The sequence below is a fragment of the Streptomyces pluripotens genome, from assembly GCF_000802245.2.
Taxonomy (GTDB): Bacteria; Actinomycetota; Actinomycetes; order Streptomycetales; family Streptomycetaceae; genus Streptomyces; species Streptomyces pluripotens.
In genome coordinates, this window is sequence record NZ_CP021080.1 from 3,451,318 (window position 1) to 3,470,029 (window position 18,712).

Consider the following 18,712-nt stretch of genomic DNA (forward strand, 5'->3'; position numbering starts at 1 on the left):
GGTTATCCACAGCCTGGAATGAACGCAGGACGTCCACATCGGGAGAGCGGGGGGACATGGCATCTGAACAAATGGCCGACGGGCAGCAGGACAGCACCGTTCCACTGCCTCGCCCTTTGGACGCCGTCGATCAGGACATCCTGAAGATCCTGCAGGCGGACGGCCGTGCATCGATACGGTCCGTCGCCGAACGTGTCCACGTGTCCCGGGCCAATGCCTATGCACGCATCAACCGGCTCGTCGAGGACGGGGTGATCCGGGGCTTCAGCGCGCGCGTGGACCACGAGAGAGCGGGGCACGGCACGTCGGCGTACATCACGTTGAAGATCGTGCAGAACACCTGGCGCACGGTCCGCGAGCAGCTGCGGCAACTGCCCGGTGCCTCCCACATCGCCCTGGTGGGCGGCGACTTCGATGTGCTCCTGCTGGTGCACACGCCGGACAACCGGACGTTGCGCGAACTGGTGCTGACCCGCCTCCAGGCAATCCCCGAGGTGCTCAGCACGCGCACACTGCTGGTGTTCGAGGAGGAGGATCTGGAACCGGAAACCTGACTCCGAACAGCGGCCCAACCCCACGCTCCCGACCCGCAACCGACGAGTGCCGGCCCCGTCCGCCCCGGGGTCAGGCCTGCCGCAGGCCCGTGAAGACCAGCCGGACCACCGCGTCGGCCACCTCTCGGCCGCTGACACCCCGCGCGTCCGGCCGGTACCACTCCACGATCGAGTTGATCATTCCGAAGACCAGCCGGGTGGCCAGGCGGACCTCCACGTCACCGCGCACGTCCCCGTCAGCGGCGGCTGCCTTCAGCAGTTCGGCGACCTGATGGTCGAAGTCGCGGCGCCGCTCCAGCGCCCACCGCTCAGTGGCGGTGTTGCCGCGCACCCGCAGCAGCAGCGTCACGTAGGGCAGCTCGGTTATGAGCACCTCGACCATGCGCCGCACCACGTGTTCCAGCCGCTCGACGGGCCGCCCGGCAAGCGCGTGCTCCTCGTCCAGGATGGCGAACAGCCCGTCCAGGGCCCGGCTGACGGCGCGGCGCAGCAGCTCCTCCTTGCCACTGACGTGGTGGTAGATCGATGACTTGGAGATGCCTGCCGCCTTGGACAGGTGCTCCATGGAGGTGCCGTCGTAGCCGCGTTCATTGAAGACCTGGACGGCGACCGAGAGCAGTGTCTCCGGGGTGTACGTATCGCGCCTGGCAGTGGTCATGGGGTGCTCTCCCGCTTGTCAGAGGCGTACGCGTGGCGGTAGAGCGCGAGGGAGGGCGCGTACCGTCCGGAAGGATCGCGCTCGTGCATCTCGTCCAGAATGTCCCAGGCGAAGTCACGGCCGAGCCTGCGGTTCCACTCGAACGGGCCGAGCGGGTAGTTGACGCCCAGACGCATCGCGGTGTCGATGTCCTCCTCGGTGGCCACGCCCTTGGCGACGGCGTCGTAGGCGAGGTCGATGAGCCGGGCGACCGTGCGGGCGACGATCATGCCGGGTACGTCACCGATGACGCTGACGTCCTTGCCGAGTGCCTGGAACAGGCCGGTGGCCTCGGCGAGCGTCTGCGGTGAGGTGCCTTGGCCGGCGGACAGGGCGATACGGGTGGCCGTGCGGTAGTCCAGGGCGAGGTCGAAGTAGACGACGTCGCCGAACTCCACGGAGGTCTGACCGTCCGCGAGCACCAGCTGGCCACCGCTGGGGAGCACCAGGCGGGTGCCGTTGTCCTCGGCCTCCTCACGGAGCTGGACGCCCGCCTCGCGGATGAGCGTGAGCACTTCGGCGGCCGGGCCGAGGTCACCCTCGGCGACGATGTAGGCGGGCGGCTGCTGCCTGTCGGCGGTGTGCGGCTCGGGCCGCTCCGCGCCTTGGGCGTAGTCGTACCAGCCGTGCCCGGACTTGCGGCCGAGCCGACCGGACTCCACCAGCCGCCGCTGGACGAGGGAGGGCGTGAAGCGCACGTCCTGGAAGAAGGACTCCCACACCGAGTGGGTGACGGACTCGTTGACGTCCTGCCCGATCAGGTCGGTCAATTCGAAGGCGCCCATCCGGAAGCCGCCGCACTCACGCAGGACGACGTCGATGGTGGACGGGTCGGCGGCTTGTGCCTCATAAACGGCGAAGGCCTCGGCGTAGAAGGGCCGGGCGATGCGGTTGACGATGAAGCCGGGGGTGTCCGCGCAGGCCACCGGTGTCTTGCCCCAGGCTCGAGCGGTCTCGTAGGCGCGGGTGGCCGATGGGACGTCGGTCGCGAACCCGGAGACGACCTCGACCAGCGGCAGCAGCGGGGCCGGGTTGAAGAAGTGCAGGCCGACGAAGCGGCCGGGATGGCGCAGGGCACCCCCGATGGCCGTGACCGACAGGGAGGAGGTGTTGGTGGCGAGCAGGCAGTCCTCGGCGACGATCTCCTCCAGTTCGCCGAAAAGCTGCTGCTTGACGTCCAGACGCTCCAGGACCGCCTCGATGACCAGAGCGCAGTCCGCAAGGTCCGCGAGGGTGTCCGCCGACTTCAGGCGGGCCCGGGCAGCGTCCCGGGCGACACCGGTGAGCCGCCCCTTCTCCACAAGCCGGTCGAGACGGGCGCCGATCGCCTCGGCCGCTTCCCGAGCCCGCCCGGCGACGGCGTCGTAGAGCAGCACGGGGTGTCCGGCGATGAGAGCGACCTGGGCGATGCCCTGGCCCATGGTGCCGGTGCCGACGACTGCCACCTGGCTGCTGAGGTCGAGTGCTGTCATGTGCGTGATCCTCCCGCACGGGGTTTTCCACAGACGAGGCGGTCCCCCTTGTCCCGACCGATCGTTCGGTTACTCTAACTGTGACCGCCCGATCCCGCCTCTGTTTTCGCCCAGGTCATGAACTCAGCGAAGAGTTCTCCAGACGAGGAGTTGGTCCAGCATGGCCGCCGAACTGACCGCGCACGAGCTGATCGCGAAGCATCGGCCCACTCTTGACCAGGCCCTGGAAGCGATCCGCACACGCGCGTACTGGTCGCCGCACCCCGAACACCCCAAGGCGTACGGCGAGCACGGCAGCCTGGACGCGGCAGCGGGCAAGGCCGCCTTCGACGCCCTGCTGGGCACGCGCCTCGACCTCGGCCAGCCCGGCACGGACGACTGGGTGGGCGACGAGGTCTCGCCGTACGGCATCGAGCTCGAAGTCACCTACCCGCACGCCGACATCGAGGTGTTGCTGCCCGCGATGAAGGCCGGGCAGCGAGCCTGGCGGGACGCGGGCCCGGAGGTTCGCGCCGTCGTCTGCGTGGAGATCCTGAAGCGGATCAGCGACCGGACGCACGAATTCGCTCACGCGGTCATGCACACCAGCGGCCAGGCGTTCATGATGGCGTTCCAGGCCGGCGGCCCGCACGCTCAGGACCGCGGCCTGGAAGCGGTGGCGTACGCCTACGCGGAACAGGTCCGCACGCCCGGCACGGCGGAGTGGACCAAGCCGCAGGGCAAGCGTGAACCGCTGGCCCTCACCAAGCGGTTCACACCGGTCCCGCGCGGTATCGGCCTGGTCATCGGCTGCAACACCTTCCCGACGTGGAACGGCTATCCGGGACTGTTCGCCTCCCTGGCGACAGGCAACGCGGTCCTGGTCAAGCCGCACCCGCGCGCTGTGCTGCCGCTCGCGCTCACCGTGCAGGTCGCCCGGGGCGTGCTCACCGAGGCCGGCTTCGACCCGAATCTGGTGGCGCTGGCCGCCGAGCGCCCCGACGAGGGCACCGCCAAGACCCTCGCCACCCACCCCGAGATCAGGATCGTCGACTACACAGGGTCGACGTCCTTCGGCGACTGGTTGGAGGCCCACGCACGCCAGGCCCAGGTCTACACGGAAAAGGCCGGCGTCAACACGGTGATCGTGCACTCCACGGATGACTACCGGGGCATGCTGTCCAACCTGGCCTTCTCGCTGTCCCTGTACAGCGGCCAGATGTGCACCACCCCGCAGAACCTGCTCATCCCGCGGGACGGTATCCGTACCGACCAGGGCCACAAGAGCTTCGACGAGGTCACTGCCGACCTCGCCCGTGCGGTCGACGGTCTCCTCGGTGACGACGCGCGCGCCAACGCCCTGCTGGGCGCGATCGTCAACCCGGACGTCAAGGCCCGCCTGGAGGCAGCAGCCGGTCTCGGCGAGGTCGCCCTGGCCTCCCGCGAGATCAGCAACCCGGAGTTCCCGGGCGCAGTCGTCCGCACCCCCGTCATCGTCAAGCTGGACGGCGCCAAGCCGGATGACGAGGCCGCCTACATGAGCGAGTGCTTCGGCCCCGTCTCCTTCGCCGTAGCCCTCGACTCAGCGACCGACGCGGTGGAGCTGCTGCGCCACACGGTCCACGAGAAGGGCGCGATGACCGTCGGCGCCTACACCACCGACCCTGAGGTCGAGCGGGCCATCGAGGAGGTGTGCCTGGAGGAGGCTGCCCAGCTCTCGCTCAACCTGACCGGCGGGGTGTATGTGAACCAGACCGCTGCCTTCTCCGACTTCCACGGCTCGGGCGGCAACCCCGCGGCGAATGCGGCCCTGTGCGACGGAGCGTTCGTGGCCAGTCGCTTCCGGGTGGTAGAGGTGCGGCGGGAAGCCTAGCCAACAGCTGGTGCCGCGGCGGGCGACGTTTGCCCAACGAGGTGAACGTCGCCCGCCGCGGCACTAGGAAGCGGGTGCGCCCCCGCTGGCACTCCAGTGGTACAACGTCATCGCCACGCTGGTGGCCAGGTTGTAGCTGGAGACCTGGGGGCGCATCGGCAGCCGGAGCAGACGGCCGGCACGCGCGCGCAGCTCGGCCGACAGCCCGCTGCGCTCCGACCCGAACGCCAGCACGGCGTTGTCGGGCAGCTTCGTGCCCCGGATGTCCTCACCCTCCGGATCAAGGGCGAACAGCGGCCCGACCGGCAACTCGTCGACGGCCAGCCGCTCCACAGCGGTCGCAAAGTGCAGTCCTGCGCCACCGCGCACCACCGTGGGATGCCAGGGGTCGAGCGTGCCCGTGGTGACCACCCCGGTCGCCCCGAAACCAGCGGCCAGCCGGATCACGGCACCGGTGTTGCCGAGGTTGCGCGGGTTGTCCAGGACCAGGACGGGGGCCGTGCGGGGCGTACGGGCGAGCGAGCGCAGGTTGGCCTCACGGGACGGCCGTACAGCGAGCGCGGCCACCCCCGTTGGATGGGGGCGCGGGACCAGGGAGACGTAGGCCTCCTCGGACACCTCGGCAAGCAGTGTGTCCAGCACCCCCCGTACGTCTGAGGCCAATTCCTCGGCGAGGGCGAGCACGGCCCGCCGGTCGGTGGTGACCGCCACGGGCACCGCGGCGCCGAAACGCAGTGCGTGCTTGAGAGCGTGGAAGCCGTCGAGCAGCACGGCGGTACCGGCGTACTCGCGCCAGCGGATCAGCGGGTCGGTCATGCCGTGAACCCTACGCGGCCCGCAGTGCTCTCCTCGGGGGAGCGTGGCGGAGGCACCAACGGGTCGCCGGACCGGACGATCCGCCCGCGTGCGCGGGCGGCCAGATCGCCCAGTCTCCGCAGAAAGGACGTCGGCAGGAACACCGCGTCCGCTGTGATCATGGCCAGGGAGAAGAACGGCAGGCCGAGGACGACAGCGATCACCGCGTGCTCGGTCATCATCAGCACCAGCAGGACGTTCTTCGCCCGCCTGTTGAACAAGGTGAACGGGAAGGCGACCTGCACCATGACCGTACCGTAGGCCACGACCAGCATGATCGTTCCGCTGGCGGACATCAGGTCGGCGAGGCCCGGCCAGGGCGTGAAATAGTCCAGGTGGAGCGGGTAGTAGACGGCTGTGCCGTCCTGCCAGCGGGAGCCCTGGATCTTGTACCAGCCCGCCGTGGCATAGATCAGGCAGGCCTCCGCCATGATCACGAGCAGGGCGCCGTTGTGCAGGACGTTGGCGATCACGTCCAGCAGGATCCGCGGCTCCGGAGATTTCGCCCGCCGCCCGACCAGCCACCACAGGCCGAGCACCACCCATACCGTCCACAGCAGTGCCGGGATCAGCCAGCCGTTGTCGAGCCGGCCGGTCAGCGTCGCCGTGACGAGCGCCAGACCGAGCACCGCCCACAGCACCGGTCCCGCCCGGTCGGCAACATTCTCTCCACGCATGCGCGCCGCTTCGGCACGGGCCGCCCGACGCGCGTCGAGGGACCACACCTGACCGCACCGTGTGAACACCAGATAGAAGGACATCAGATGCAGGACGTTGTCACCGCCGTCGCCGACGAAGACACTGCGGTTCTGCAGCGACAGCACGCCCACCATGAAGAGCACTGAGGCGGTCCGGGTGCGCCAGCCGAGCAGTAGCGCCGCGCTGGCCAGGATCGCCAGCAGGTAGAAACACTCGAACCAGGCTGTTGCGTCCGACCACAGCAGCGCCGAGAAGGCGTGGTTGTCGGCGACCAGCTGTTGGGCAAGACGCCAGCCCCACGGACCGGAGGGACCGTACAGTTCCCGGCGGTGCGGATACTCACGCAGCAGGAACAGCAGCCAGGTCCCGGCGAACCCGATGCGGATCACGGCGCTCTGGTACGGCCCGAGGGCCGCCTCGGTGGCACGGGCGATCCCGCGCGAAAAGACCAGGGAGAGACGGTTCACCGCACGTCTCCCGCCGCGTCGTCGGCCGTCACGGACCACCAGGGCAACAGACGGTAGACGGGCTTGTCGGACACCTGCTCACCGCTCCATTTCGGTGGCTGCACATTGGTGGTCCTGGAGCGGACCTGCACCCGCTGGATGACGCCCTCCTTGCTGGTCGGATCGTTTCGGTACAGGCGCATTACCACGATCCGGCGCACGTACTGTTCGGAGAGGCTGCCGCGCATGCCCACGGGGCGGTTGTCCGCGCTGTGCGTGGCAACGAAGAAGTCCCAGGCCCGGCGCAGCTCGTTCTGCTGGGTGTGGCTCGGCACCGGGTTGCCGTCGATGGCCGCGCCGTCCTGGGCGGAGAGGTCGATCCAGCCGGTGCTGCGCAGGCCACCGTCCTTCGTCCGCACCTCCGCGCGTACCTGGACGGCGATGTTCTGCTGCAGCGGGTTCGGGGCGAACAGCTTCCAGTTCTGCTCGAACTCCGGGTACACCCACTCGTCGATCGCCTTGCCGTGCTGCTTGGTCACGGTGTTCGCGGGCGCGAGGCTGAGGAACACCATCAGCAGGTGCACACAGGCGATGACGGCGACCACGGCAAGCGCCATCGCCGCGCCGACCCGATAACGGAGGGAGAGGGCGGCGACTCCGCCACGGGAGGAGGCCGACGGGTCCGAGACCTCCGGTGGGAGCGAAGAAGGAACCGCAGACGTTCCGGAAACTCCTGTGCCGGGGCGCCCCTGCGACGGAAGTCCAACAGCGCCCGCGTCCGGCACGCCCACAGCAGGCGTCCCTGGGGCACCGACGTCCGCCTCGGCCGGCCGGTCCGCCTCCAGAACACCATGGCTACCGCCGCCGCCCTCCTCGCCGTCCGGGGCTTCCGCCGGGGGACCCTCCAGGAGACGCGCCCCGGCCGGCCCGTCCGGGCCCTGCGGGGCCCCCGAGTCCTCGTCGTACGCGTCCATTCCGTCCCGTCCCCCGTTTCGGCCGATTCGTTCGACTGATCGCTTCGGCCGGGTGGGTCACCTCAGGTGCGGCACCGGCCACGGGCGCCGCACGCTTCACGAGCGCCACGCCTCGACGCCCGCAGCGAACGGTACTCAGCCCGGGCCACCGGGCACAGCCCCGGGTGCCGTGACAGGGCCTGGTCCCGACCACGCCGTGTCACGGCACCGCCCTCACCGACCCAGCTCGCGTCGCCATCCGCCCCGGACCCTCCGGCGGAACGTGGTCCGCAGGTGGCCGCCGCAGTTTTCCACAGCGGTTGACACCTTCCGGCAGCCCGGCACACCATTGATATCGCACGGACCGAACGATCGGTCGGGACAGAGTTCACCCCAGAGCCCAAGGTCAGGGGGACCGCACATGGCCACAGCAGCCGCGCAGCGCACTGCCGGCACGACACCGGACGGCGCACCGGACACCGCCGACACGGCGGACTACCAGCGCGCCTTCGACGCGGCCGTGGCCGCCGACGAACGCATCGAACCACGTGACTGGATGCCCGACGCCTACCGCGCGACACTGGTCCGGCAGATCGCGCAACACGCGCACTCCGAGATCATCGGCATGCAGCCGGAAGCCAATTGGATCAGCCGCGCCCCCAGTCTGCGTCGCAAGGCCATCCTGATGGCCAAGGTCCAGGACGAAGCCGGACACGGCCTGTACCTGTACAGCGCCGTCGAGACACTCGGCACTGGCCGGGATGAGCTGCTCGACAAGCTGCACAGCGGCCGCCAGAAGTATTCCTCCATCTTCAACTACCCGACCTTGACCTGGGCCGACGTAGGGGCGATCGGCTGGCTGGTGGACGGTGCCGCCATCACCAACCAGGTTCCGCTGTGCCGCTGCTCCTACGGCCCGTACGCGCGCGCCATGGTGCGGATCTGCAAAGAGGAGTCCTTCCACCAGCGCCAGGGGTACGAACTGCTTCTGGCCCTCAGCAATGGCACGCCGGAACAACACGCGATGGCGCAGGACGCCGTGAATCGCTGGTGGTGGCCCTCGCTGATGATGTTCGGCCCACCCGACGACGAATCCCAGCACTCCGCTCAGTCGATGGAGTGGAAGATCAAGCGCCACTCCAACGACGAGCTGCGCCAGCGCTTCGTGGACATCTGCGTTCCCCAGGCCGAGTCCCTCGGCCTCACCCTCCCCGACCCGGAGCTGAGGTGGAACGAGGAGCGAGGACACTACGACTTCGGCCCGATCGACTGGACGGAGTTCTGGGAGGTCGTCAAGGGCAACGGCCCGTGCAACGAACAACGGATCACGCAGCGCAGGCGGGCGCACGACGAGGGCGCCTGGGTACGGGAAGCCGCCGCGGCCCACGCAGCCAAGCACACCGCAAACACCGGTGAGACGGGAGCGAACCGAGCATGAGCACCACCGACTGGCCCCTGTGGGAGGTCTTCGTCCGCTCCCGGCGCGGGCTCTCCCACACCCACGCCGGCAGCCTGCACGCCCCCGACGCTGAGCTGGCCCTGCGCAACGCCCGCGATCTGTACACCCGGCGCAGCGAAGGTGTCTCGATCTGGGTCGTTCCCGCCTCCGCGATCACCGCCTCTTCGCCGGACGAGAAGGACCCGTTCTTCGAGCCCGCCGCCGACAAGCCCTACCGGCACCCGACTTTCTACGAGATCCCGGAAGGGGTGAAGCACCTGTGACCGCCACCGTCCCTACGACCGCCGCGCTCGCCCTCGGCGACGACGCCCTGGTGCTCTCCCACCGCCTCGGGGAGTGGGCCGGGCACGCCCCCGTCCTGGAAGAGGAGGTGGCCCTCGCCAACATCGCCCTCGACCTGCTCGGCCAAGCCCGGGTCCTGCTCTCGATGGCCGGAGACGAAGACGAACTGACCTATCTGCGCGAAGAGCGTGCTTTCCGCAACCTCCAACTGGTCGAGCAGCCGAACGGCGACTTCGCCCACACCATCGCCCGCCAGTTGTACTTCTCCACCTATCAGCAGCTCCTCTACACCGAACTGGCCGCCACAGAGGGTCCGTTCGCCCCGCTCGCCGCCAAGGCCGTCAAAGAGGTCGCCTACCACCGCGACCACGCCGAGCAGTGGACGCTTCGACTCGGCGACGGCACGGACACCAGCCACGAGAAGATGCAGCGCGCCTGCGACGCCCTGTGGCGGTTCACCGGAGAGATGTTCCAGCCCGTTCCGGGCCTGGACGCCGACTGGACAGGCTTGGAGGAGCGTTGGCTGGAGTCCGTCAGGGACGTGCTGAGCCGCGCCACCCTGGCCCTTCCCGAGGGACCACGCACCGGCGCCTGGTCCGCGGGCGCCGGTCGGCAGGGCCTGCACACAGAGCCGTTCGGGCGGATGCTCGCCGAAATGCAGCACCTGCACCGCAGCCACCCGGGAGCATCATGGTGACGGCCACCGCCCTGGAGGCGGAACTACTGGAACTGGCCGGGTCGGTGCCCGACCCCGAACTGCCCGTGCTCACCCTCCAGGAACTGGGCGTGGTGCGCGCGGCACGCCTGGACGGACCGGACACGGTTGAGGTCGACCTGACCCCCACCTACACCGGGTGCCCAGCCATAGAAGCGATGAGCCTCGACATCGAGCGGGTGCTGCGCGCCCACGGCATGCGCCGGATCACCGTACGCACCGTGCTCACGCCTGCCTGGTCGACCGACGACATCACCCCCGAGGGACGGCGCAAACTCAGGGAGTTCGGCATCGCTCCCCCTCGTGTGCGCCATGACTCGGGTCCGGTCGCGCTGCCTCTCGGTCCGACCAGGACCAAGGGCACGGCGGATACGGAAGCCGAACCCGTCCGCTGCCCGCACTGCGGCTCCAGCGAGACCGAGTTGCTCAGCCGGTTCTCTTCCACCGCCTGCAAGGCGCTGCGCCGCTGCCTGGCCTGCCGCGAACCGTTCGACCACTTCAAGGAGTTGTGATGGCGCGTTTCCACCCGCTCCCCGTGGCCGCGGTCGACCGACTCACCGACGACTCCGTGGCCCTCACCTTCGCCGTCCCGCCCGAGCTGCGTGAGGAGTACCGCCACGCACCCGGTCAGCACCTCGCGCTGCGCCGCCGGGTCGACGGCGCGGAGATCCGGCGCACGTACTCCATCTGCTCCCCCGCCCCAGTCCCGGCTGGCGACGGCCCGCAGACCCTGCGGGTGGGGATCCGACTGGTCGAGGGAGGGGCGTTCTCCACCTATGCGCTGAAGGAGATCAACGTCGGCGACGAGCTGGAGGTGATGACCCCGGCCGGCCGCTTCACTCTGGAGCCGGCGCCGGGCCACTACGTGGCAATCGTCGGCGGCAGCGGCATCACCCCGGTGCTGTCCATCGTTTCCACGCTGCTGGCGCGCGAGCCGAAGTCCCGGTTCTGCCTGATACGGAGCGATCGCACAGCTGCCTCCACGATGTTCCTGGAGGAGGTCGCCGATCTGAAGGACCGCTACCCGGAGCGGCTTCAGCTGGTGACCGTGCTCTCCCGCGAGGAACAACAGGCGGGACTTCCCTCCGGCCGTCTCGACCGGGAGCGGCTCGTGGCACTGCTGCCCGCACTGCTGCCGCTGGAGCAGGTGGCAGGGTGGTTCCTGTGCGGCCCGTACGGACTGGTACAGGATGCGGAGAAGGCGCTGCGGGAGCTGGACGTGAACCGGGCCCGGATCCACCAGGAGATCTTCCACGTGGACGCGGGGTCGTCCCCGGCATCCGCTGTCCAGGCGCCCGCCCACAGCACCGTCACCGCCCGGCTCGACGGACGCGGCGGTACCTGGCCGGTCCGGGAGGGCGAGTCACTGCTGGAGACCGTCCTGCGCAACCGCTCTGACGCGCCCTACGCCTGCAAGGGCGGCGTGTGCGGGACCTGCCGAGCCTTCCTGGTCTCAGGCGAGGTCCGTATGGACCGCAACTTCGCCCTGGAGACGGAGGAGACGGAGGCCGGATATGTGCTGGCCTGCCAATCGCATCCGCTGACGGAGGCGGTGGAGCTGGACTTCGACCGCTGAGGGCCGTTCCCTTCTGCTAGAACCTGTTCTATCTTGACGACCCGTCAGGCGAATTGCCGACCAACCGTCGGATGACCGGACCCCCGGGAGGACAGGCCGTGGACTTCACCTTCACCGAGGAACAGCTGGCAGCGGCCGAGGCGGCACGAGGTGTGTTCGCCGGGGTGGCGCCGGACTCGGTACCCAGTCCGGCGCTCACCACCGGAGCCGTGGCGGAGGGGTTCGACCGGGAGTTGTGGTCCCGGCTCGCCGATGCGGACCTGCTGAGTCTGCTCCTCGACGAGGCACACGGCGGGGCGGGCCTCAACGCGATTGCGTTGTGCCTGGTTCTCCGCGAGTCCGCCGGGGTTCTGGCCCGGGTGCCACTGCTGGAGCACAGCGCCGCCGCGGCTACGGTCCAGGCCTACGGGGAGCCGAAGTCGGCGGCAGGACTGCTGGCGCGAGCGGGCCGCGGGCAGTTGGTGCTGACCGTCGCGGCCAACGGGCGTACCGGCCACGACCCGGCCGAACAGGCCGTCACCGCTCAGCGGGAGGCGGCGGCCTGGGTACTGGACGGGGTACAGACGGCGGTGCCGTGGGTGTACGACGCGGACCTCGTGGTCGTACCGGCGCGTGTCGAGGGCTCCGTAGCCGACCGGACGGTGCTCGCCCTGGTACCACGTGAGCAGGACGGGGTGACCCTTACCGAGCAGGTGTCCACGAACGGGGAGCGGCTGGCCGAACTGCGGCTGGCGTCCACGCGGATCGACGCGGCGGACGTCATCGAGTCCGACGGCGCATGGGAATGGCTGCACGCGCTGCTCGTGACCGGCACCTGCGCGCTGGCGCTCGGACTGGGCGAACACGTACTGAACATGACGAGTGAGTACACGGGGAAGCGAGAGCAGTTCGGGTATCCGATCGCGACCTTCCAGGCCGTGGCGGTGCAGGCGGCGGACCGGTACATCGACCTGCGTGCCATGGAGGCCACCCTGTGGCAGGCCGCCTGGCGGATCACCTCGGGGGCATCGGGTGTGCTGCCCGCCACCGGAGACGTGGCGGTGGCGAAGATCTGGGCGGCGGAGGGCGTACGCCGAGTGGTACAGACCGCGCAGCATCTGCACGGCGGATTCGGCGCGGACACCAGCTACCCACTGCACCGGTACCACGCCTGGGCCAAGCACCTGGAGCTGGCACTCGGCCCGGCGGCGGCCTACGAGGAGAGGCTTGGTGACCTGCTGGCAGCACACCCGCTCGGCTGACCGCGAGGCCCCGCAAAACTCCGACTCCCGATCACCCCGCCCCGGGCGCCGGACGCTCCAGCACCCACAAGAGACTCAGCCTCAAACTCCCGACCCGTAATGAGCCGGCTTCCGCCCTGGATGCGGCCGGACAGGCTGCGATCCGCGACGGTCTCTAGAGCACGAGACCAGGCTGGCCGTCGTCGGTGACCACCGGGCGCCCCATTGCCTGCCAGACCTGCATGCCGCCGTCGACATTCACCGCGTCGACGCCCTGCTGGACCAGGTACAGGGTGACCCGGGCCGAGCGATTGCCGGATCGGCAGATGACGTAGACATGACCGCCCTGCGGGGCGGCCTCGGTCAGTTCACCGAAGCGGGCCATGAACTCGCTGACGGGGATGTGCAGCGCTCTCTCGGCGTGGCCGGCCTTCCACTCATCGTCCTCACGGACGTCCAGCAGGAAGTCGTCGTCCTTGAGGTCCGCGATCTCGACCGTGGGCACACCAGCTCCGAAATTCATGTCCCCGACGCTACCGGAAGGCAGATGCTGCTCAGCCCTCTTCCAGCAGGTCCGCCAATTGCGCTTCGCGCTGGCCGATGTCGGCGCGCAGCCTGCCGGCGATGTCGTCGAGCAACCCGTCGGGGTCGTCAGGGGCGAGACGGAGCATGCCGGCGATGGCGCTTTCCTCCAGTTCACGGGCGACGAGGGTGAGTAGTTCCTTGCGCTGGGAGAGCCATTCGAGCCGGGCGTAGAGCTCTTCGGCGGGACTCGGGCGGCGCTCGGCCGGAACCGGACCCGCCGCCCACTCCTCGGCCAGTTCCTTGAGCAGTGTCTCGTCGCCGCAGGCGTAAGCGGCATTGACGCGCGTGATGAACTCCTCACGCCGCTGCCGCTCCCCCTCCTCCTGCGCCAGGTCGGGGTGAGCCTTCCGGGCCAGTTCGCGGAACAGCCGACGGGCCTCTTCGCTGGGGCGCACCCGCTGCGGAGGCCGTACCGCCTGGTCGGTGAGCATGGCAGTGGCTTCCGGGAACAAGCCCTGCCCGTCCATCCAGCCGTTCAGCAGTTCCTCGACGCCGGGTATCGGCACCACCCGGGCGCGGGCTTCCTCGGCGCGGCGGATGTCCTCGGGGTCGCCGGTGCGGGCAGCCTTCGCCTCGGCGATCTCGGCGTCAAGCTCCTCGATGCGGGCGTAGAGGGGGCCGAGTCTCTGCTCGTGCAGCCTGGAGAAGTTCTCGACTTCGACGCGGAAGGTCTCCACGGCGATCTCGTATTCGATCAAGGCTTGCTCGGCGGCCCGTACGGCCCGTTCGAGCCGTTCCTCGGGCCGCGGCGCCTGGGACTGGTCGGCTTCCGGGGTCGTCACCCGACCAGCGTAGGCCACGGCCGGAACCCGCTGTCCACGGTGACCGGACTCAGCGGCCAGTCGCGGCATTCTGACGGTCGGCCGAGAGCCTGCTACGCCCGCTTCTCACCCCCCTCTTCTCACCCCCCTTCTCACACCCCCGTCTCCGCCCGAATCCGCCCCGCCCGCACCGCCGCGACCAGCTGCGCGTGATCCGCCTCGGTGCGATCGGCGTAGGCGACGGCGAAATCGGCCATCGCCTCGTCCAGCTCCTCGTTCTTGCCGCAGTATCCGGCGATCAGCCTTGGGTCAGCGCTGTGGGAGTGGGCGCGGGCGAGCAAGGCGCCGGTCATGCGGCCGTAGTCGTCGATCTGGTCGGCGGCGAGCGCGGCTGGGTCGACGCTGCCCTTTCGGTTACGGAACTGGCGCACCTGGAATGGGCGCCCGTCGACCGTGGTCCAGCCCAGCAGGATGTCGCTGACCACCTGCATGCTCTTCTGCCCGAGGACCACCCTGCGGCCCTCGTGCTCCACTGGCGGTGCGTCGAATCCGGCCGCGGTCAGGTGCGGGACCAAAACGGAGGGGCGGGCCTCCTTCACCTGCAGCACCAGCGGATGCTCGCGGTGGTCGAGGAGCAGCACAACGTAGGACCGGGTGCCGACGCTACCGGTACCGACCACCCGAAAGGCCACGTCGTGCACCGCATGGCGGGCGAGCAGGGGATGCCGGTCCTCGCTGACGGTGTCTCGGTACAGCTCCAGGGACGCGGCGACCGCAGCGGCCTCGGCATCCGGGATTCTGCGCAACACCGGCGCGGCGTCGACGAAGCGCCGTCCGCCGTCCTGCACCGCCTCGGTCGACTTCGCAGCGAACCGACCACTGGTGTTGGCCCGTGCCTTCTCCGAGACGCGCTGCAGGGTACCGAGCAGGTCGTGAGCGTCGGCGTGGGAGACCAACTCCTCGTCGGCGATGGCGTTCCACGCGTCCAGCACGGGCAGTCTGGCGAGTAGCCTCATGGTGTGTCGATAGGCGCCGACCGCGTCCCGCGCCGCCGTGCGGCAGGTGTCCTCGTCGGCTCCCGCCTCCCGCCCGGCCAGCACCAGCGATGCCGCGAGTCGTTTGAGGTCCCACTCCCAGGGGCCGTGCACGGTCTCGTCGAAGTCGTTGAGGTCGATGACCAAGCCCCCGCGGGCGTCGCCGTACAGGCCGAAATTGGCCGCATGCGCGTCACCGCATATCTGGGCGCCGATCCTGGTCGTGGGGGTGCGCGCCAGGTCGTACGCCATCAGCCCGGCGGAGCCGCGCAGAAAAGCGAAGGGGGTCGCCGCCATCCGGCCCACCCGAATCGGTGTCAGCTCGGGGATGCGGCCGGCGTTGGACTCCTCGACCGCGCTCACCGCATCGGGGCGCAAGGCGTCCAGGTCGAGGGTCCGGTGCGCGCTGCGCGGCACACTCGACCTGATTCCCTTACCCTCCGCCTTGGGCGAGCCCTGCCGCGGCCATGCGGCGAAGCCACTCATCCGGGGCAGCCTGCGCCCCGCCCTCGGCTCCGTCCCTGACCCAGCTGCCACGACCGCCGTAGTCAACACCGCTCCTTGCCCCACTTCACCGAACGACGCGCCCTCTCCCGCCGCTCCCGCTTCCACACCGACTTCGGTCACCTCAACCGCCTCCCCCGAACGCGTACGTGCGCGCGCTTCAGACCAGACATCAACTCGTGCCGACCGTACAGCCGGTGGCCGGAAGCCGTCAGACCCTGTGGACAACAGGGCCCGTGTGGACAACTGGGTGCCCGCGCACAACCAGGCCCCTGTGGACAACCGGGCACCTGTGGAAACCCAGGCACCCCCTGGCATGCCCGGGGGTGCGGGCCGCCGAAGTGCCCGCGCCCCCACGCCGCCTGCCGAAATCCGGCAATATTCGGCGTAGTTGATGTGTGCCATCGCACCTGCCGGCGTCGAGCCGGCAGCAGGTACCGTTCCCGGCGGTGCGGCCGAAAGCCCGCCAGACGGGGTCCGAGACAGCGTTCGCCCGGTGGGCCGGCCCCGCCAACCACTGGCCCACTTGGGCCCCCCACCCTCAGTCCGCCCCGGAGGTGCCGTACGGCATGGCATTGATCCCCCAGCCCGCCCACGGCGCCCCACGGTCGGGGCACATGATCGTATGCGGCGACGACACACTGGCCGAGCGGCTGGCCACCGAACTCACCACGGTGTACGGGGAACAGGTCACCCTTGTCGTACCGCCCGCTCGGCGCAACGGCACCACCACCCGGCGGGTGCGCGCCGCGTCACTGCTGGGACGGGTGCAGGCCGTCGTCAACCGCGGGGAGGGCACGGGAGCGGACGCGGCACCCGCAGCCCCCCATGTGGTCGAGGCCGCCGAACCGGACACAGCCGCCCTGGCCGCGGCCGGTGTGCAGGACGCCGCCGCGGTGGCCCTGGTCCACGACGACGACGAGATCAACGTCCACGCCGCCCTGGCCGCCCGCCGTCTCAACCCGCGCCTCCGTCTGGTCATCCGCCTCTACAACCGCAGGCTGGGCCAGCACCTGGAGGAACTCCTCGACCAAGCCGCCGCACTCGCCGTCCCCGGCCTGGACCCGGAAGCCCTGGACACCTCCACCACGGTCCTGTCCGACGCCGACACGGCAGCACCCGCGCTCGCGGCCACCGCAGTCGCGGGCACGAGCAAGATCGTGCAGGCCGACGGACTACTACTGCGGGCGGTGGAACGCACCCCGCCGGGCCCCGGCAGCATCGCCGCCCCCGGGCTGTGCACCCTGGCCCTGCTGTCCTCCACCACCAACGACCCTGCAGGAGCGGAGGGTTCGGACACCAGCGGTCGGGAGGCCCCCCTACTGCTGCCCGACGACGACACGGTCGCCGCCGCCACGGGTCGCGGCACGGTCGTCCTTGAGGCGGTCGCTCACGCCAGTTCCGCCACGCCCTCCCGACGTCTGGCCGGACGGCGCGCCGTTCCGGTGGGTTCCCTGTTCTCACGTCGGCTGCGCTGGTCCCTGGCCGGGCTCGTGGGTTGTGTGCTGGCGATGGCCGTGGCGACCTGGCTGACCACCGGCAGCCATCCGCTGCACGCCGCCTACCTCACCGTGCTCGACCTCTTCGCCATCGACGACCCGGCGATCGGCGAGCCCCTGTCACGTCAGATCCTCCAACTCCTGACCGGCGTGGCCGGTCTGCTGTTCCTACCGGTCCTGCTGGCCGCGGTCCTGGAGGCCCTCGGCACCTTCCGCACGGCCTCCTCGCTGCGCCGCCCGCCCCGCGGCCTGTCTGGCCACGTCGTCCTGCTCGGTCTGGGCAAGGTGGGCACCCGGGTACTGGCCCGACTGAGGGAACTCGGCATTCCCGTGGTGTGCGTGGAGGAGGACCCCGAGGCACGGGGCGTTCCGCTGGCCCGCCGGCTGCGCGTACCCACCGTCGTCGGAGACGTCACCCAGGAGGGTGTCCTGGAAGCGGCCAACATCCGACGCGCACACGCCCTGCTCGCGCTCACCAGCAGTGATACGACGAACCTGGAAGCATCCCTGTACGCACGCGCCCTCCGGCCCGACCTGAGGGTGGTACTGCGTCTGTACGACGACGAGTTCGCCGCGGCCGTCCACCGCACGCTGCGCTCCGCCCACCCGCGGGCCCTCACCCGCAGCCGTAGCGTCTCCAGCCTCGCCGCCCCCGCCTTCGCAGGAGCCATGATGGGCCGTCAGATCCTCGGTGCCGTTCCGGTGGAGCGCCGCGTCCTCGTCTTTGCCGCGCTGAACGTCGCCGGGCACCCCCAACTGGAGGGGCGGACCGTCGCCGAGTCGTTCCGGCCCGGGGCCTGGCGGGTCCTGGCGCTCGACACGGCCTCTCCCGAGGAGCGCCGGCCCGACCTCGCGGCCACCCCCGTGCCCGACGCCGCCGGCCGCACCAGCGGCCTGGTCTGGGAACTCCACTCCGGCTACGTCCTGCGCCGCGAGGACCGTGTGGTGCTCGCGGCGACCCGGCAAGGGCTGGCCGAACTCCTGGGCCGGCAGCCACGCTCACGGACCCGTTCTGGCTGAGCCCACGGCGCGGGCTGACGGACCACAACCGGAGCCATGCGACACGACGATCAGACCACGCAGTCCGGCCGTTCACGGGCTGCCGGGCGCCCAAGCGCGGGTCCGTAGGCTCCGGCTCTGGGCTCGCTCCCGACGTGGAGGCGAGGGGGAGGAGCAGGAAGAAGCGATCTGGTGGTACCTCATCGCCCTGACGGCTGTGTTGTTCGTGCCCTGGGGGTGGCCCCCCGTCCTTCCCCGCTCCCTCCCGCCACCCTACGGATCACCCCCGGGACCGGCCCTGGGCCCCGGGGAGCCCGGGGCGTACGGCGGCCCAGAAGGGGTCGAGGCCCACGCCCCGGGTACGGGAAGCACCACGCGCCCACCCAGCGGGGGCCGACGCGGCGCGACTCGTCGAGGGCCGTCACTGAGGCGGCAGACTCGTCGCAAGGGCATGGCCCGCGTCTATCCGGTAAGTGGCGCCCGGCGCCATCGGCCCGCAGGCTGGATCCGGAGGCTGGCGCGTCGCCGCGCACCGTGCGGCGACAGGACC

The 18,712-nt window shown here is 70.2% G+C and carries 17 protein-coding genes; 9 read left to right on the forward strand and 8 right to left on the reverse strand.

Going from position 1 to position 18,712, the window contains the following annotated elements:
• Window positions 1-56: 56 nt before the first annotated feature.
• A complete protein-coding gene (locus tag LK06_RS15455) occupies window positions 57-554 on the forward strand; it encodes an Lrp/AsnC family transcriptional regulator (RefSeq protein ID WP_234367416.1) in 498 nt (165 codons plus the stop codon).
• Between the two features lie 70 nt (window positions 555-624).
• On the opposite strand, the gene LK06_RS15460 is transcribed toward LK06_RS15455, so the two are convergent.
• Both LK06_RS15460 and LK06_RS15465 read right to left on the reverse strand, forming a co-directional pair.
• On the reverse strand, window positions 625-1,212 hold the full coding sequence (locus LK06_RS15460; protein ID WP_039653613.1) for a TetR/AcrR family transcriptional regulator: 588 nt from the start codon (window positions 1,210-1,212) through the stop codon (window positions 625-627).
• A complete protein-coding gene (locus LK06_RS15465; protein ID WP_039653614.1) occupies window positions 1,209-2,723 on the reverse strand; it encodes a 3-hydroxyacyl-CoA dehydrogenase in 1,515 nt (504 codons plus the stop codon). Before LK06_RS15465 ends, LK06_RS15460 begins: the two co-directional genes overlap by 4 nt.
• A 160-nt stretch (window positions 2,724-2,883) precedes the next feature.
• Here LK06_RS15465 and paaN point away from each other — a divergent pair, with 160 nt between their 5' ends.
• Entirely contained in the window at window positions 2,884-4,575 is a 1,692-nt protein-coding gene (paaN, locus tag LK06_RS15470; protein ID WP_039653616.1) for a phenylacetic acid degradation protein PaaN, read from the forward strand.
• Between the two features lie 63 nt (window positions 4,576-4,638).
• On the opposite strand, the gene LK06_RS15475 is transcribed toward paaN, so the two are convergent.
• The 3 genes from LK06_RS15475 to LK06_RS15485 are packed head-to-tail and all read right to left on the reverse strand — an operon-like array spanning window position 4,639 to window position 7,549.
• Window positions 4,639-5,391: a TrmH family RNA methyltransferase gene (locus tag LK06_RS15475; protein WP_039653618.1), complete on the reverse strand. Its 753-nt coding sequence runs from the start codon at window positions 5,389-5,391 to the stop codon at window positions 4,639-4,641.
• Window positions 5,388-6,596 carry an HTTM domain-containing protein gene (locus tag LK06_RS15480; protein ID WP_043434435.1) on the reverse strand — a complete coding sequence of 403 codons (1,209 nt, stop codon included), beginning with the start codon at window positions 6,594-6,596 and terminating at the stop codon, window positions 5,388-5,390. Before LK06_RS15480 ends, LK06_RS15475 begins: the two co-directional genes overlap by 4 nt.
• Window positions 6,593-7,549, reverse strand: coding sequence for a DUF5819 family protein (locus LK06_RS15485; protein ID WP_039653621.1), 957 nt, complete (start codon window positions 7,547-7,549; stop codon window positions 6,593-6,595). The genes LK06_RS15480 and LK06_RS15485 overlap by 4 nt, the downstream gene beginning before the upstream one ends.
• Window positions 7,550-7,949: 400 nt before the next feature.
• Here LK06_RS15485 and paaA point away from each other — a divergent pair, with 400 nt between their 5' ends.
• From paaA to LK06_RS15515, 6 genes are all read left to right on the forward strand, one after another.
• Window positions 7,950-8,966, forward strand: coding sequence for a 1,2-phenylacetyl-CoA epoxidase subunit PaaA (paaA, locus tag LK06_RS15490; protein ID WP_039653622.1), 1,017 nt, complete (start codon window positions 7,950-7,952; stop codon window positions 8,964-8,966).
• Entirely contained in the window at window positions 8,963-9,250 is a 288-nt protein-coding gene (paaB, locus tag LK06_RS15495; protein WP_039653623.1) for a 1,2-phenylacetyl-CoA epoxidase subunit PaaB, read from the forward strand. Before paaA ends, paaB begins: the two co-directional genes overlap by 4 nt.
• A complete protein-coding gene (gene paaC, locus LK06_RS15500; RefSeq protein WP_039653624.1) occupies window positions 9,247-9,966 on the forward strand; it encodes a 1,2-phenylacetyl-CoA epoxidase subunit PaaC in 720 nt (239 codons plus the stop codon). The genes paaB and paaC overlap by 4 nt, the downstream gene beginning before the upstream one ends.
• Window positions 9,960-10,496: a 1,2-phenylacetyl-CoA epoxidase subunit PaaD gene (gene paaD, locus LK06_RS15505; protein WP_039653625.1), complete on the forward strand. Its 537-nt coding sequence runs from the start codon at window positions 9,960-9,962 to the stop codon at window positions 10,494-10,496. The genes paaC and paaD overlap by 7 nt, the downstream gene beginning before the upstream one ends.
• Entirely contained in the window at window positions 10,496-11,560 is a 1,065-nt protein-coding gene (gene paaE, locus LK06_RS15510; RefSeq protein WP_039653626.1) for a 1,2-phenylacetyl-CoA epoxidase subunit PaaE, read from the forward strand. Before paaD ends, paaE begins: the two co-directional genes overlap by 1 nt.
• Window positions 11,561-11,658: 98 nt before the next feature.
• Window positions 11,659-12,801, forward strand: a complete 1,143-nt coding sequence (locus LK06_RS15515) for an acyl-CoA dehydrogenase family protein (protein ID WP_043434432.1) — start codon at window positions 11,659-11,661, stop codon at window positions 12,799-12,801.
• 154 nt (window positions 12,802-12,955) lie between these two features.
• On the opposite strand, the gene LK06_RS15520 is transcribed toward LK06_RS15515, so the two are convergent.
• From LK06_RS15520 to LK06_RS15530, 3 genes are all read right to left on the reverse strand, one after another.
• Window positions 12,956-13,285, reverse strand: a complete 330-nt coding sequence (locus tag LK06_RS15520) for a rhodanese-like domain-containing protein (RefSeq protein ID WP_039653629.1) — start codon at window positions 13,283-13,285, stop codon at window positions 12,956-12,958.
• A gap of 49 nt (window positions 13,286-13,334) precedes the next feature.
• Window positions 13,335-14,147 (reverse strand): hypothetical protein, encoded by an 813-nt coding sequence (locus LK06_RS15525; RefSeq protein WP_043404757.1) that lies wholly within the window; start codon window positions 14,145-14,147, stop codon window positions 13,335-13,337.
• A 131-nt stretch (window positions 14,148-14,278) separates the two neighbouring features.
• Complete coding sequence (locus LK06_RS15530) at window positions 14,279-15,646, reverse strand: DUF2252 domain-containing protein (protein WP_078858971.1); 1,368 nt, start codon at window positions 15,644-15,646, stop codon at window positions 14,279-14,281.
• 635 nt (window positions 15,647-16,281) lie between these two features.
• On the opposite strand from LK06_RS15530, the gene LK06_RS15535 reads away from it, so the two are divergent.
• Window positions 16,282-18,183 carry a potassium channel family protein gene (locus LK06_RS15535; protein ID WP_043434426.1) on the forward strand — a complete coding sequence of 634 codons (1,902 nt, stop codon included), beginning with the start codon at window positions 16,282-16,284 and terminating at the stop codon, window positions 18,181-18,183.
• The last annotated feature ends 529 nt before the right edge of the window (window positions 18,184-18,712 follow it).

Excerpts from the sequence above, each read along its gene's own strand:
- LK06_RS15475 (WP_039653618.1), bottom strand. The coding sequence starts at position 5,391 with ATGACCGACCCGCTGATCCGCTGGCGCGAGTACGCCGGTACCGCCGTG.
- LK06_RS15530 (WP_078858971.1), bottom strand. The coding sequence starts at position 15,646 with ATGAGTGGCTTCGCCGCATGGCCGCGGCAGGGCTCGCCCAAGGCGGAG.
- paaE (WP_039653626.1), top strand. The coding sequence starts at position 10,496 with ATGGCGCGTTTCCACCCGCTCCCCGTGGCCGCGGTCGACCGACTCACC.
- LK06_RS15460 (WP_039653613.1), bottom strand. The coding sequence starts at position 1,212 with ATGACCACTGCCAGGCGCGATACGTACACCCCGGAGACACTGCTCTCG.
- paaD (WP_039653625.1), top strand. The coding sequence starts at position 9,960 with ATGGTGACGGCCACCGCCCTGGAGGCGGAACTACTGGAACTGGCCGGG.
- LK06_RS15465 (WP_039653614.1), bottom strand. The coding sequence starts at position 2,723 with ATGACAGCACTCGACCTCAGCAGCCAGGTGGCAGTCGTCGGCACCGGC.
- LK06_RS15485 (WP_039653621.1), bottom strand. The coding sequence starts at position 7,549 with ATGGACGCGTACGACGAGGACTCGGGGGCCCCGCAGGGCCCGGACGGG.
- paaB (WP_039653623.1), top strand. The coding sequence starts at position 8,963 with ATGAGCACCACCGACTGGCCCCTGTGGGAGGTCTTCGTCCGCTCCCGG.
- paaN (WP_039653616.1), top strand. The coding sequence starts at position 2,884 with ATGGCCGCCGAACTGACCGCGCACGAGCTGATCGCGAAGCATCGGCCC.
- LK06_RS15535 (WP_043434426.1), top strand. The coding sequence starts at position 16,282 with ATGATCGTATGCGGCGACGACACACTGGCCGAGCGGCTGGCCACCGAA.
- LK06_RS15455 (WP_234367416.1), top strand. The coding sequence starts at position 57 with ATGGCATCTGAACAAATGGCCGACGGGCAGCAGGACAGCACCGTTCCA.
- paaA (WP_039653622.1), top strand. The coding sequence starts at position 7,950 with ATGGCCACAGCAGCCGCGCAGCGCACTGCCGGCACGACACCGGACGGC.